Source organism: Burkholderia sp. AU31652 (assembly GCF_002223155.1).
Classification (GTDB): domain Bacteria; phylum Pseudomonadota; class Gammaproteobacteria; order Burkholderiales; family Burkholderiaceae; genus Burkholderia.
The window spans coordinates 1,097,349-1,110,725 of record NZ_NKFG01000005.1 but is presented as its reverse complement, the minus strand read 5'-3'; the positions used below and the strand labels follow the sequence as shown (position 1 = coordinate 1,110,725).

The window sequence follows — 13,377 nt, the reverse complement described above, 5'->3', positions numbered from 1 at the left end:
CGCCGATTCCAGGAGGACACACGATGCCTGTCAGCTCCGAAACGTCTGCTCGCCCGGTGAAGACGCCGGGCCCCGATCACCCGATCACGGTCGAACTGCATCAGCGGCGCGTCGTGGTCAAGGCGGCCGGCAGGGTCGTCGCGGATACGCGCCGCGCGCTGGCGCTGCGCGAAGCCGCCTACCCGGCGGTGTTCTATATCCCGCGCGAGGACGCCGACCTGACGCTGCTGCAACGCACCAACCACGCGACGTACTGTCCGTACAAGGGCGACGCCGCCTATTACTCGATCCCGGTCGGCGGCGAGCGCGCCGTGAATGCCGTCTGGACCTACGAGGCGCCCTATCCGGCCGTCGACGCGATCCGCGGGCACCTCGCGTTCTATCCGGATCGCGTCGATTCGATCGAGGAAAGCCCGGCCGGCTCCGATTGAGGGTCGTGACAGCCGTTCATCGAACGCCCGGCGGCTGCGTGTGCACGCGTGCGAACTCGCCGGCCCGGCGGGCCGTGCCGGCGGGTTCGCGTGCCGATCACCGGCCCGAACCCGTCCACCTGGTTCGCCGCTGATTTGCATATGCGGATTCGTTGGTTGGCCGCCGGCCTGCGCGGCCGTATCGTCCTGAATCCGGCGCGGGCCGGCCCGTTGCGCGCAGCGCCCGCATCGGGCCCGCCCTGCGCCGGCCGCGCCGTCTTTAGCGCGCGGCCCGTGAACCCGCACGCAGGACGCCTCGATGAACGACACACCGCACGCAGACGTTGAACCGACACCGGCGAACCCGCATCGCCGCCAGTGGCTGCAAGGCGCGGCCGCCGGGCTGGCCGGGCTCGCGCTCGGCCCGCTCGCCGGCCTGCCGGCTCATGCGCAAGACAGCGGCACGCGGCTGCGCGTCGGTTTCCAGAAATACGGCAACTTCGTCGTGCTCAAGGCGCGCGGCACGCTGGAGAAACGGCTCGCGAGCCAGGGCGTCACCGTGCAGTGGCTCGAATTTCCGGCCGGCCCGCAATTGCTCGAGGGCCTGAACGCCGGCGCGATCGACGTCGGCACGGTCGGCGAGACGCCGCCGATCTTCGCGCAGGCGGGCGGCGTCGATTTCGTCTACATCGGCAACGAGCCGCCCGCGCCGCAGGGCGAGGCGATCGTCGTGCTGCCCGATTCGCCGATCCGCAACGTCGCGCAGCTGCGCGGCAAGAAGGTCGCGTTCAACAAGGGTTCGAACGTCCATTACCTGCTCGTGAAGGCGCTCGAACATGCGGGGCTCACGTATGCCGACATCCAGCCGATCTACCTGACGCCCGCCGACGCACGCGCCGCGTTCGTGCAGCGCAACGTCGATGCATGGGTGATCTGGGATCCGTACCTGGCCGCCGCCGAACGGCAGATCGGCGCGCGCGTGATCGCGAACGGCGAAGGGCTCGTGCGCAATACGCAGTACTACCTCGCCGCACGCAAATACGCGGCGGCCCACCCGCAGGTCATACGCGCGCTGCTCGATGAAGTCGACGCGGTCGACCGCTGGGCGCGCGACCATGTGCCCGAAGTCGCCACGCAACTGTCGCCGCTCGTCGGCCTCGATGCGCCGACGCTCGAAGTCGCGCTCAAGCGCGCCGGCTACGGCGTGCAGCCGATCAGCGACGCGACGCTCGCGTATCAGCAGAACATCGCGGATTCATTCAGCGCGCTGAAGCTGATTCCGGGCAAGCTGTCGGTCGCGAGCGCACGCTGACGCGCGGCGCGGTACGCGTGATTCAGCGTGCGGGTGCCGCGCCGATGCGCCGCCATTCGTCGTAGTCGGTGACCAGACCTGCTTCGTCGACCGCGATATCGGCCGCATACGTGCCGCTTTCGTAGCGGTACACGCGCTCCGCCGTACGCGTATAGCGTTGCTCGCCCCGCACGAACGCGACATCCGGAAAGCGCAGCCACGCGGTGTGGATCACCGCCGCTTCGCCGTCGGCCAGCCTGAGCCGCCGGATCGGCAGCGTATTCGTCGACGGGCTGAAGCCGAGATCGAGGTCGGTCGCGCCCGCGAGCGCCGGGACGTCGACGCCGTCGATCGTCCATCGCCCTGCGTCACGGCGGATATCCCACTGCCGCGGCGGCTGCGTGCCGCCCCACTGCGTGATGCTTGCCGAGCGCGTGAGCCAGTCGGCGTCGCATGCGATCGCGTAATCGATGCGAAACGGCGAGCCGTCGACCGCACCCGACACCGATCCCGACAGATCGATTCCCGTGCGCGACTCGACGAGCCGGCACCATTCGGCTGCCTGCCACGTCTGCACGATCTGCCATGCGACGCAGCGCGTGCGCACTGCGTCATCCTGTTGCGTCATGTCGTCGTCTCCCGTCGATCGCACGGATGCCGATTGTCCCCCATCGCACCGGCGAACACACGCGGCTTCGCCAACCGATGGTCAGTATCGGTTCGTCGCGCACCATCGGGCGGCCCTGCTTTGATACCATCCGTCGATCGGCATCAACCGGAACCGGACAAGGGGCGCGACTTCATGGATTTGCTGGCGACGATGCGCATCTACGTGAGGGTCGTCGAGCGCGGCACGATGTCCGGCGCGGCGCGCGATCTCGACATGGGCCAGCCGGCCGTCAGCGAGCGCATCGAGCGGCTCGAGAAGCATCTCGGCACACGGCTGCTGTTGCGCAGTGCCCGCACCCTCACGTGCACCGAAGAAGGCCGGATCTTCTACGAACGCAGCAAGGAACTGCTCGAAGCGGCCGACGACGCGGTCGCATCGGTGTCGAAGACGGAGAACGCACTCGACGGCACGATCCGGCTCGCGGCGCCGCAATGCATCGGCGAGGTCGTGCTGCCGGGTGTGCTGATGCATGTCCGCAGCGCGTATCCGAACCTGCACATCGACCTGGTCCTGAACGACGACATCGTCGATCCGGTCACGGAAGGCGTCGACATCTCGATCCGCGTCGGCCAGCTCGGCGACGGCGGGTTCGTCGCGCATCCGGTCGGCGCGGTCGGCCGCCGGCTCGTTGCCGCGCCGTCGTATCTCGAGCGGCACGGCCCGATCGACACGGCGGCCGATCTCGCGAACCATCCGTTCGTCCGTGTGAAAGGCGTCTTCGCGAGTGAACGACTGCCGCTGCGGCGCGACGGCGACGCGCTCGACTACGCGCGCATCCGCACGATCATGACGACGAGCCACTGGCGCCCGATGTTCGACACGATCGTGGCCGGCGGCGGCATCGGCGTGGTCCAGCAGCCGGCCTGCGCCGACGCGCTCGCGGCCGGCACGCTCGTCGAGCTCCTGCCGCACTACGTGATTCCCGATTTCGCGCTCAACGTGCTCGTGCATGCGCAGCGGCCGCTGCCGCCGCGCGTGCGGGCCGTCGTCGACCTGCTGAAGCAGGACCTCCCGCCGCTGCTGGCCCGCCCTGCCCGATAACGGCGGCGCGCGCCGCCCCCGTCACGCCTGCAGCGACTTCCCCGGCTCCTTCACGTGGGCATCGACTTCCATCTGGTAGAAGCGCGCGCTGACGAAGCCGAACAGCGTCCAGCCCAGGAACACGCACAGGCCGCCGAGCATCAGCGCCTGCTCGCCCGAGCTGAACAGCGCATAGAAGCTATACGCGGTCGCCACCATCGCGATCACGTTGGTCAGCAGCGCCTTCGCCGGCGGCACCTTCGCGACCTTCTGGATCGTGATCAGCGCAGCCATCGACATCACGTAAGGCACGAGATTCGTGACGACCGCTAGATCGACGATCTTCTGGAACTGGCTGCTCAGCTCCGGGCTGATCGTCATCAGCGCCAGCGCGACCTGCGCGACCAGCAGGATCACCATCCCGACGATCGGCGTGCCGGTGCGCGTCGCACGCGCGAACACCGGCAGGAAGTAGCCGACGTCCGCCGAGCTCTTGAACACCTGCGCGACCGTGAACTGCCAGCCGAGCAGCGAGCCGATGCACGCGATCACCATCAGCGCGGTGACGATCGTGCCGACCGTCGGCGTGAACATCGTCGCGAACGCGATGCCGAACGGCGCATTCGACTTCGCGAGGAGCGCGTTGGGCACGATCCCCGCGATCACGTTGGTCGACACGATGTAGAAGATCGCCGACGCGATCGTGCCGCCGAGCACGGCGATCGGCACGTTACGCTCCGGGTTCTCCACGGCGTCCGAGTTCGCGCACGCCGATTCGAGCCCGAGGAACGCCCACAGCGTCACCGCGATCGAGCTGCCGACGGCCGGCCCGAACGGCAGGTTGTTAGGATTCCATGCGGCGCCCCAGGTCGCGCCGCTGAACCAGAACCAGCCGATCAGTGACACGACGACGACCGGAATGATCACGCCCCACACCGTCACCGCGCCGATCCGGCCGGTGATGCGCGAGCCGCCGAAGTTCGCGACCGTCGTCAGCACGAGCAGGAAGATCGTCCACAGGCCGGTCTGCAGCGGCGACAGCGTCGCGTCGAACAGCACGGTGCCGTAGCCGACCGCCGTGACGCCGATCGCGACGTTGGCGATCACGAGCGACAGCCCGTACGTGTAGTTCGCCATGTAGTTGCCGGCCTTGCCGAACGCGTATTCCGCGTAGCCGCCCATCCCGCCCGGCTTGCGGCTCAGCATCCCGCAGCGCGCGAACGCATAGGCCAGCGCGAGCGAGCCGCCGGCCGTGACGATCCACGACAGCAGCGAGATCGTGCCGACCTGCGCGAGCTTCGACGGCAGCAGGATGATGCCGGAGCCCATCATGTTGACCGCCGTGAGGATGGTCAGCTGCCAGACGTTCATCCGGTTCTTCGGCGCGGCCGCGGCGGCCGCGTCGGACATGCGCGCTGTGTTTTCCATGATGTCGATCCCTCGATGTAAGGCCGTTGCGCGGCCGGTCGCGCGTTCAGGCCGTCAGGCAATACACGCGGTACGTGCCGTCCTCGACTTCCACGCCGTGCGTATCGTGCGCGAAGCCCGGGAAGCGCCGGTCGTACGCTTCGAGCGCCTTCAGGTAACCGAGCACCGGGCCGTCCGCCGGCCCCGCGTTCTCGCCCGGCATCAACAGCGGAATGCCCGGCGGATACGGCACGACGCCGGTGGCGACCGTGCGTCCGGCCAGTTCCTCGAGCGTGACCTGCTCGACGCGGCCCTGCACCAGATGCTCGTACGCGCGCACCGGGCTCATCTCCGGCTTCGGCAGGATCGAGAACGCCTCCGACATCAACCGCGTCGTGCCGAGCTGCTCCATCGCCGCGAACATCGTGTCGGCCAGGTCCTTCAGGCCCATGCCCGCATAGCGCGAGCCATGCGCCTTCGCGAGCGACGGAATCGCCATGTCGAGCGGCAGGTTCGCGTCGTAGTCGCGCTTGAAGTCGCACAGCGCGCTGACGAGCGAGCCCCACTTGCCCTTCGTGATGCCGATCGAGAACAGGAACAGGATCGTGAAGTCGGTGGTTTTCTCGACGACGATCCCGCGCGCATCGAGATACGCGGTCACGACGCTCGCCGGAATGCCGACCGGCATCAGGCCGCCGGCCGGCGCGACGCCCGGCGTGACGATCGACACCTTGATCGGATCGAGCATGCAGTAGCCGTCCTCGATATTGCCGAAGCCGTGCCATTGCGCGCCGGGGCGCAGCACCCAGCACGACGGGTCGCTCGCGAGCAGCTCGGGCGACGCGTCGTGGAACGGCAGCGTGCGGCCGGTGCGCGTCTCGAGCACGGTGTCGGGCTGCCAGCACTCGAAGAACCAGTCGCCCTTCGCGCCGAACTCGCTGTTCATCCGCGCGATCATCTGCCGGAACGCGACGGCCTCCTCGATCGACTCGTGCGTGAGCGCCGCGCCGCCGGGGCCGTCCATCATCGCGGCCGCGACGTCGTTCGACGCGATGATCGCGTAGTTCGGCGACGTCGACGCGTGCATCATGAATGTTTCGTTGAACTGGCCATGCGGAATCGGGTTGCGGCCGTCGCGCACGTGGATGTACGACGCCTGCGACAGCGCGGTCAGCAGCTTGTGCGTCGACTGCGTCGCGAACACCGTGGGGCGGTCCGCACGATGGTCGCGCGGGTCGCCGTGCATCGCATGGCGATCGCGGTAGATCGGGTTGAAACGCGCGTAGCCGTACCACGCTTCGTCGAAATGCAGCCGATCGACGCTCGCGCCGAGCAACTCCTCGACGCGCGCGACGTTGTAGCACAGGCCGTCGTACGTCGAGTTCGTGACGATCGCGTGCTTCGGCTGGCGGTCGGCGAGCCCGGCCGTCAGCGGGTTCGACGTGATCGCCTCGCGGATCGCCGCCTGCGTGAGGCGATCCGACGCGATCGGCCCGATGATCCCGTAGCGGTTACGGGTCGGCACGAGGTAGGTCGGGATCGCGCCCGACATCGTCATCGCGTGCTCGGCCGACTTGTGGCAGTTGCGGTCGCACAGCGCGATCTGGTCGCGGCTCACGCTCGCCATCAGGATGATGCGGTTCGACGTCGACGAGCCGTTCGTCACGTGATACGTGCGATGCGCGCCGAACACGCGCGCCGCGTAGCGCTCGCTTTCGCCGATCGGGCCCGAGTGGTCGAGCAGCGAGCCGAGCTCGCCGACCGAGATCGACAGGTCGGAACGGAACAGCGCTTCACCGAAGTATTCGAAGAACGCGCGGCCGACCGGCGATTTGAGGAAGCCCGTGCCGCCCGTGTGGCCGGGCGTATGCCATGAGTATTCATAGACGCGCGAGAATTTCGCGAGCGCGCCGAACATCGGCGGCAACACGGTGGCGCGATAGCGTTCGATCGCCGCATGGATGCGCCCGCCGATGAAGTCGGCCGTGTCCTCGAGCAGCCACACGAAATCGTCGACCTGCCCCATCACCCTGGACGGCACCGACGATGCGACGCTGCGGTCGGCCAGCAGGAAGATCGGCACGTTGGCGTTGCGATGCCGGATCGCATCGACCACGGCCTCGGACGGCCCGTGGCCGTCCACGCCGAGATCCCAGTCGAGCAGCACGCACTGGATCGACGGATCGGAACGGATCAGCATGATCGCGTCGTCGGCCGAGGTGGCCGTGAGCACGTCGATATCGCGCTGCACGAGCTCCGCGCTCAGCGTGCGGACCGCACGCCCGGTCGCGGTTTCCTGCGTGATCTCGTCATCGACCAATAACGCGCGCATGCCGAGACGACGAATGCCACCGACGGACGTATTCATGTTGCTGCCCTCGTTGTTCCGATGCTTCGTTGGGTTCAATTCGTCTCACGAGCACGCGGACAGCAGGCCACGGGCAGCGGCATGAGACGCTCGCAAATCCGGTTTGATTCGCCATCCAATTCGGAGCCGACTATGCCATAGATGCCTTTTGATGAAAAGCAGACGAATCGGCGAAACGGTCGAACGTTTTCAAATCGCCTTTCACAATCGGTTCATTTTGATGTGCATTGCAGCACGCCGATTCCCGATTATTGGAGCGGTTTCGCCCACCAATCGGATTGGCGATTCCGGTCGATTGAATTCGCCGGGTTTTGTTGCTACGATCGGCTGCGCCGTGCATTGACCGGCGGCGGCTGCGCCGCGCCGCGCAAGGCTTCTTCGTGCGGCGCGCCATTCGGCATTCAGCATTCGCGGGAGCGTTTCAATCGGCTGCAGCGCGTGTCGGATGACGCGGATTGTGCGCCCGTGCGAATGCGGATCTCGTTTTCCGCACATTGACGGGAGAGTTCGCGTGAGCCTGTTGAAAATCGCAGTCGAGCCGGCGCTGATTGGCGCCTTCCTCACCACGCACGAACAGGTCGACGTATTCCAGACCGATTTCACGAATATCGCGGCCATCGTCGTCGGAATCGATTCGGCGCAACAGGTGCTTGAAACCGTCGAAAGAACCGGATTCGCGATTCCGTTTTTCGTCGCGGTCGAGCCCGACCAGGAAGTGCCGCCGTCGATCCTGCCGAGCGCGAGCGGCGTGATCCAGCTCCGCCACGGCGGACGCCACTACTACGGCCGGCAGATCTCCGCCGCCGCCGACATCTACAGCGAGAACCTGCTGCCGCCGTTCTTCAAGGTGATGCGCGAATACGTGCAGCGCGGCTATGTCGAATTCGACTGCCCCGGCCACCAGGGCGGGCAGTTTTTCTCGAATCACCCGCTCGGCCGGATGTTCTTCGACTTCTTCGGCGAGACGATCTTTCGCGCCGACCTCTGCAACGCCGATGTCCGGCTCGGCGACCTGCTGATCCACGAAGGCCCCGCGCTGGAAGCGCAGCGCAATGCCGCGCGGATCTACAACGCAGACAAGACGTACTTCGTGCTGAACGGCACATCGACGTCGAACAAGGTCGTCACGAGCGCGCTGCTCGCGCCCGACGATCTCGTGCTGTTCGATCGCAACAACCACAAGTCGGTGCACCTCGGCGCGCTCGTGCTGTCGGGCGCGCGGCCGGTCTACCTCGAGACCGCGCGCAACGCGTGGGGCCTCATCGGCGGCGTCGACAGCGCGGCGCTCGACGAAACGCGCATTCGCGACGCGATCCGCGACGTCGCACCGGAGCGCGCCGGCCTGCCGCGCCCGTTCCGGCTCGCGGTGATCCAGCTCGGCACCTACGACGGCACGATCTACAATGCGCGCGAGATCGTCGACCGGATCGGGCATCTGTGCGACTACATCCTGTTCGATTCGGCGTGGGTCGGCTACGAGCAGTTCATCCCGATGATGCAGGACTGCTCGCCGCTGATGCTCACGCTCGGCCCCGACGATCCCGGCATCTTCGTCACGCAGTCGGTGCACAAGCAGCAGGCCGGTTTCTCGCAGACGTCGCAGATCCACAAGAAGGACAGCCACATCGAAGGCCAGAAGCGCTTCTGCGATCACCGGCGCTTCAACAACGCGTACATGATCCATGCGTCGACGAGCCCGTTCTACCCGATGTTCGCCGCGCTCGACGTCAACGCGCAGATGCATGCGGGCCCGGCCGGCAAGCGCCTGTGGCGCGACTGCGTCGCGCATGGCGTCGACGCGCGCAAGCTGCTGCTGAAGACCTGCCGCCAGATCCGACCGTTCGTTCCCCAGACTATCGACGGCCGCCCGTGGGCCGACTACCCGACCGAGCAGATCGTCGACGACCTGCGCTTCTTCCGCTTTCATCCGGCCGACACGTGGCACGGCTTCGAAGGCTATGCGGACGACCAGTATTTCGTCGACCCGTGCAAGCTGCTGCTGACGACGCCCGGCATCGATCGCGACACGCATGAATACGCGGCTTTCGGTGCGCCGGCGCCGATCCTGGCGCGCTACCTGCGCGAGCACGGCGTCGTGCCCGAGAAGGCCGACCTGTACACGATCCTGTTCCTGCTCACGCCTTCCGAAAGTTTCGGCAAGCTGCAGCATCTGGTCGCGCATCTCGCGCAGTTCGAACGCCATCTCGACCAGGACACGCCGCTGCGCGAAGCGATTCCATCGCTGTGCGAAGCGTATCCCGAGCTGTACGGCAACATGCGCCTGCGGCAGCTGTGCCAGCGGATGCACGACTTCTATCGCAGCCACGACATGAAGCATCTGCAGAAGCTGATGTTCCGGCGTGCGCAGTTCCCGAAGCAGGCGATGCTGCCGCAGGCCGCGAACGCCGAGCTGATCCGCAACAACGTCGAGCTCGTCACGCTCGATCGCATCGAAGGCCGGATCGCGACGGAAGGCGCGCTGCCCTATCCGCCCGGCATCTTCTGCGTGGTGCCCGGCGAACGGTGGGGCGGCCCGGCGCTCGACTACTTCCGTGCGCTCGAAGCCGGGATCAACGCGCTGCCGGGTTTCGAGCCGGAAATCCAGGGCGTCTATCTGCAAACGCGGCCGGACGGCACGAAGCAGGCTTCGGCGTACGTGGTGGCGGCCGGTGCCGACGCGTCTACCGCGTAACGGCGGCCTGGCGGGCATGCTCGGCGTTTCTACCGGGCTGCAGCACGGCATCGGCGCGGGCGCAAGCGCCCACACTTGCGCACCGCCTGACCGTGCGGTACCGTCCTGCTTTCCGGGATAACCGAAGCCTCGCCTCGAAACCCATCCGTCGATTCGTTCCGATGCGGCCCGCCCCCTGCCCGGCGCTGCCGCGTCGCGCGTACAGGAGGGGGTTCCGTTGGACGTTCGCATCTATCTGCTGGCCGCCGCCGTGTTCCTGGCCGGTGTCGCCGAAAACATCTGCGTCGGCATCCTGCCGGCCATCGCCGCCGGCCTGCACGTGTCGATCGCCGCCGCCGGCCAGCTCACCACGATCTTCTCCGCCGTCTTCGCGCTGGCCGCGCTCGTCGCGGCGGCCTGCGTCGCACGTATCGAGCGGCGCACCGCACTGCTCGCGTCGCTCGGCGTGTTCGCGGCCGCGAACCTGGGCGCCGCGACCAGCCCCGGCTATGCGAGCCTGTTTGCCGCACGCGTGCTGATGGCCGCGAGCTGCGCGACGCTGATTCTCGTCGCGACGCGATTCGCAGCCGAGCTCGCGCCGGCGTCGCAACGCGGCCGCGCGATCGGCATCGTGTTCATGGGCATCAGCGCCTCGCTCGTGCTCGGCGTGCCGATCGGGATGCGGATCGCCGACTGGGCCGGCTGGCGCGCGGTGTTCGTGTCGATCGCGGTGCCTGCGCTGCCGCTCGCGATCTGGCTTGGCCGGCGATTGCCGCGCATGGCGCCGTCCGCTGTCATCGCTGCCGCGGATGCAGCAGGCACGCCGTCATATCGCGCGGTGCTCGCGCACCCGCGGCTGATGGCCGCGCAGCTCGTCTCCATCGCGATGATCGGCGGACATTTCACGCTGTTCGCGTATCTCACGCCGTATCTGCAGGCCGTGCTGTCACCCGGCGCGGCCGCGCTCGAAGGGTTGTACGTCGCGTTTGGAATCGCCGGCGTGACCGGCGCATGGCTGGGCGGACTCTTCTCGGACCGGCTCGGCGCGTCGCGCGCGCTGTGGGCATGCCCGGCCGTGTTTCTCGTCGCGATGGCCGTGCTGCCGGCGGCCGGTATATCGCCGCTCGCGTTCGTACCCGCGATGATGCTGTGGGGCGGCATCAGCTGGTCGATCTCGCCGATCGTGCAGAACTTCCTGATCCACACCGTGCCGTCACTGGCCGATGCAAGCGTCGGCATCAACGTGTCGGCCATGCATGCGGGTGTCGCACTCGGCTCGGCGCTCGGCGGCGTGCTCGTCGAACGCGACGCGCTGCGCGTCACGCCGTGGGCCGGATGCGGGCTCGTGGCCGTGGCGCTCGCATGCGCATGCATCGCGGCATGGCCCGCGCGGCAGGCCGCGAGCGCACCGTGAATGCATGACGGGCGGCGCGACGCGCCTGCCGCCTCACCACGCCTGCCGGTAGATCTCCAGCGCGTCGGCCTCCGTCACCTCGCGCGGATTGTTCACGAGCAGGCGCGTCTGCAGCATCGCATCCGACGCCATCCTCGGCAGGTCGCCTTCCCCGATGCCGACCTCGCGCAGCGTGCGCGGAATGCCCGTCGCGACGATCAGCCGGTCGATCTCGGCGATCAGCGCGTGCGTGCGCGCTTCATCGCTGCCCGCCGCCGACGGCGCGACGATCGCCGCGAGTTCCGCATACAGCGGCGCGGCGGCCGGCGCGTTGAAACGCAGCACGTGCGGCAGCACGAGCGCATTCGACAGCCCGTGCGGCACATGGAAGATCCCGCCGACCGGATAGGCCAGCGCGTGCACGGCCGCGACCGGTGCATTCGCGAACGCCTGCCCCGCGAACATCGCGCCGACCAGCATCGCCTCGCGCGCGTGACGGTTCCGGCCGTCGTCGCACGCCGTGAGCAGGTTGCGCGACAGCAGCGTCAGCGCGTGCACGGCCAGCATGTCGGATATGGGGTTCTTCAGCCGCGCGGACGTGTAGGCCTCGATCGCATGCACCATCGCGTCGATGCCCGTCGCGGCCGTGGCCGCACGCGGCAGGCCGAGCGTCAGTTCGGCGTCGAGGATCGCGACGTCCGCGAACAGGTGCGGCGACACGACGCCCATCTTGCGCGCCTCGCCGACCGTGACGATCGACACGGCAGTCACTTCGGAGCCGGTGCCGGCCGTCGTCGGCATCTGCACGAGCGGCAGCCGCGCGCTCGTGACCTTGTCGACGCCGTACATGTCGGCCAGCGCCTGCTGCCCCGGCGCGAGCACCGCGATCAGCTTCGCGACGTCCATCGACGATCCGCCGCCCAGGCCGAGCACGATCTCCGCATCGGCCGCGACGGCCCTCTCGGTCGCTTCCAGCACCACGTGTTCGGGCGGATCGGCGATCACGTCGTCGATCACGGTGACCTGCCAGCCGTGCGCAGCGAGGCTCTCCAGCGCGGGCGCGAGTACGCCGCTGCGATGCAGGAACGCGTCGGTGACGACACAGAGCCGCACGAGCGCCGGAAAGCGTTCGCGCAACCATGCACCGAGCTGGCGCGCGGCGCCGAATTCAACGACCTGCGTCGGAACGGTACGGAATTGAAACGGGTTCATCGGGCGCCTCCCGGTGGCGTCGCCGTGCCGGTGCCCGGCTGCACCATGTAGCTGGACACTTCGCGGCGATCGAGCAACGGAATGATCGCGCCGAACCCGATCCGCTGGAAATGCGGCGTTTCCCGATGCACGTCGAGGCCGTCCGCGTCGCGGTAGCGTTCGAGGATCACGATGTGGTCGGGGTCCTCCGGCGACCGGAAATACGCGTAGTCGAGATTCTTCGGCTCGGCGCGCGTCAGGGGCGCGAGCTCCGCGAGCAATGCGACCACGCGGTCGCCATTGCCGGGCTTGGCGTGGAAATGCGCGATGACCTGCAGGTAAGGTTCGTTCATGTTGCGCTCCGGGTTCGAGGGGGGCCGTCACGACGACGGGTCAAAATTCCACCATGCGCTGTCGCTCGTCGACACCGCGACTGCACCGTGCCGCCTCGCGCTGCGCACGTCTTCCGCGTTGCCGACGAAGCCCGACGCGACGATCGGCGGCAACGCCTGCCGGTCGGCCTCGCTCAGGTGCGCGAGCATCGGCGCCGGCATCAGCTGCACGAGGTTCGGATCGCTCTGCTCGATCGCCTTTACACTGCGCGGCCAGGTCGAGCGGTCGGTCACGAATACCTTCTGCATCGTGATCAGCCCTGCGCGGTTCGCACGCTGGATCGTCGCGACGCGCGTGGAGACGAGGCTCGCGACGCCGATATCGGCCAGATATTCGACGCCGCCCTTGTCTTGCGACAGCCCGTCGCAACTGTCGATGTTGACGATCACGAACTTGCCGGCCCGGGCGAGCGCCACGACCACCGCCTGCAGCCGGCGCAGATCGACGTTCGCGACGATGCCGACCTCGGCCGCACTGTCGATGAAGCTGTCCGCCTGCTCGACGCCGTACAGCGTGGCGATGACGGGATGACGGGCGAGGCGCGCGCCCAGCGACTTGTCCAT

12 protein-coding genes are annotated in these 13,377 nt (G+C 67.8%); 6 read left to right on the top strand and 6 right to left on the bottom strand.

Going from position 1 to position 13,377, the window contains the following annotated elements; translation table 11 throughout:
- Positions 1-23 precede the first annotated feature (23 nt).
- Together CFB40_RS22575 and CFB40_RS22570 are read left to right on the top strand one after the other, a co-directional pair.
- The gene (locus CFB40_RS22575) at positions 24-431 is read left to right on the top strand and encodes a DUF427 domain-containing protein (RefSeq protein ID WP_089432424.1); all 408 of its coding nucleotides are present in this window, start codon (positions 24-26) and stop codon (positions 429-431) included.
- Positions 432-729: 298 nt separating this feature from the next.
- A complete protein-coding gene (locus CFB40_RS22570; protein ID WP_089427895.1) occupies positions 730-1,722 on the top strand; it encodes a sulfonate ABC transporter substrate-binding protein in 993 nt (330 codons plus the stop codon).
- A 22-nt stretch (positions 1,723-1,744) separates the two neighbouring features.
- Here the strand turns inward: CFB40_RS22570 and CFB40_RS22565 are convergent, their stop codons facing one another.
- On the bottom strand, positions 1,745-2,329 hold the full coding sequence (locus tag CFB40_RS22565) for a putative glycolipid-binding domain-containing protein (protein WP_089427896.1): 585 nt from the start codon (positions 2,327-2,329) through the stop codon (positions 1,745-1,747).
- 174 nt (positions 2,330-2,503) lie between these two features.
- On the opposite strand from CFB40_RS22565, the gene CFB40_RS22560 reads away from it, so the two are divergent.
- The gene (locus CFB40_RS22560) at positions 2,504-3,412 is read left to right on the top strand and encodes a LysR family transcriptional regulator (RefSeq protein ID WP_089427897.1); all 909 of its coding nucleotides are present in this window, start codon (positions 2,504-2,506) and stop codon (positions 3,410-3,412) included.
- Between the two features lie 21 nt (positions 3,413-3,433).
- On the opposite strand, the gene potE is transcribed toward CFB40_RS22560, so the two are convergent.
- Both potE and CFB40_RS22550 read right to left on the bottom strand, forming a co-directional pair.
- Positions 3,434-4,819, bottom strand: a complete 1,386-nt coding sequence (potE, locus tag CFB40_RS22555; RefSeq protein WP_089427898.1) for a putrescine-ornithine antiporter — start codon at positions 4,817-4,819, stop codon at positions 3,434-3,436.
- A gap of 46 nt (positions 4,820-4,865) precedes the next feature.
- Positions 4,866-7,166, bottom strand: a complete 2,301-nt coding sequence (locus CFB40_RS22550) for an Orn/Lys/Arg decarboxylase N-terminal domain-containing protein (protein WP_089432423.1) — start codon at positions 7,164-7,166, stop codon at positions 4,866-4,868.
- A gap of 141 nt (positions 7,167-7,307) precedes the next feature.
- On the opposite strand from CFB40_RS22550, the gene CFB40_RS22545 reads away from it, so the two are divergent.
- From CFB40_RS22545 to CFB40_RS22535, 3 genes are all read left to right on the top strand, one after another.
- Complete coding sequence (locus CFB40_RS22545; RefSeq protein ID WP_143329874.1) at positions 7,308-7,664, top strand: hypothetical protein; 357 nt, start codon at positions 7,308-7,310, stop codon at positions 7,662-7,664.
- Between the two features lie 13 nt (positions 7,665-7,677).
- Positions 7,678-9,858, top strand: a complete 2,181-nt coding sequence (locus tag CFB40_RS22540) for an ornithine decarboxylase (protein WP_089432422.1) — start codon at positions 7,678-7,680, stop codon at positions 9,856-9,858.
- A gap of 217 nt (positions 9,859-10,075) precedes the next feature.
- On the top strand, positions 10,076-11,251 hold the full coding sequence (locus CFB40_RS22535) for an MFS transporter (RefSeq protein WP_089432421.1): 1,176 nt from the start codon (positions 10,076-10,078) through the stop codon (positions 11,249-11,251).
- Between the two features lie 33 nt (positions 11,252-11,284).
- On the opposite strand, the gene CFB40_RS22530 is transcribed toward CFB40_RS22535, so the two are convergent.
- Genes CFB40_RS22530 through CFB40_RS22520 form a run of 3 tightly spaced genes read right to left on the bottom strand, consistent with a single transcriptional unit; the run spans position 11,285 to position 13,377 of the window.
- The gene (locus CFB40_RS22530; protein WP_089432420.1) at positions 11,285-12,442 is read right to left on the bottom strand and encodes an iron-containing alcohol dehydrogenase; all 1,158 of its coding nucleotides are present in this window, start codon (positions 12,440-12,442) and stop codon (positions 11,285-11,287) included.
- Positions 12,439-12,774 (bottom strand): putative quinol monooxygenase, encoded by a 336-nt coding sequence (locus CFB40_RS22525; protein WP_089427904.1) that lies wholly within the window; start codon positions 12,772-12,774, stop codon positions 12,439-12,441. The genes CFB40_RS22530 and CFB40_RS22525 overlap by 4 nt, the downstream gene beginning before the upstream one ends.
- Positions 12,775-12,801: 27 nt before the next feature.
- Positions 12,802-13,377: a glycerol-3-phosphate responsive antiterminator gene (locus tag CFB40_RS22520; RefSeq protein WP_047850244.1), complete on the bottom strand. Its 576-nt coding sequence runs from the start codon at positions 13,375-13,377 to the stop codon at positions 12,802-12,804.

What these genes read in the sequence shown, in the direction of transcription:
- CFB40_RS22545 (WP_143329874.1), top strand. Translation starts at nt 7,308, where the DNA reads ATGCCTTTTGATGAAAAGCAGACGAATCGGCGAAACGGTCGAACGTTT.
- potE (WP_089427898.1), bottom strand. Translation starts at nt 4,819, where the DNA reads ATGGAAAACACAGCGCGCATGTCCGACGCGGCCGCCGCGGCCGCGCCG.
- CFB40_RS22525 (WP_089427904.1), bottom strand. Translation starts at nt 12,774, where the DNA reads ATGAACGAACCTTACCTGCAGGTCATCGCGCATTTCCACGCCAAGCCC.
- CFB40_RS22575 (WP_089432424.1), top strand. Translation starts at nt 24, where the DNA reads ATGCCTGTCAGCTCCGAAACGTCTGCTCGCCCGGTGAAGACGCCGGGC.
- CFB40_RS22565 (WP_089427896.1), bottom strand. Translation starts at nt 2,329, where the DNA reads ATGACGCAACAGGATGACGCAGTGCGCACGCGCTGCGTCGCATGGCAG.
- CFB40_RS22530 (WP_089432420.1), bottom strand. Translation starts at nt 12,442, where the DNA reads ATGAACCCGTTTCAATTCCGTACCGTTCCGACGCAGGTCGTTGAATTC.
- CFB40_RS22570 (WP_089427895.1), top strand. Translation starts at nt 730, where the DNA reads ATGAACGACACACCGCACGCAGACGTTGAACCGACACCGGCGAACCCG.
- CFB40_RS22520 (WP_047850244.1), bottom strand. Translation starts at nt 13,377, where the DNA reads ATGGACAAGTCGCTGGGCGCGCGCCTCGCCCGTCATCCCGTCATCGCC.
- CFB40_RS22560 (WP_089427897.1), top strand. Translation starts at nt 2,504, where the DNA reads ATGGATTTGCTGGCGACGATGCGCATCTACGTGAGGGTCGTCGAGCGC.
- CFB40_RS22550 (WP_089432423.1), bottom strand. Translation starts at nt 7,166, where the DNA reads ATGAATACGTCCGTCGGTGGCATTCGTCGTCTCGGCATGCGCGCGTTA.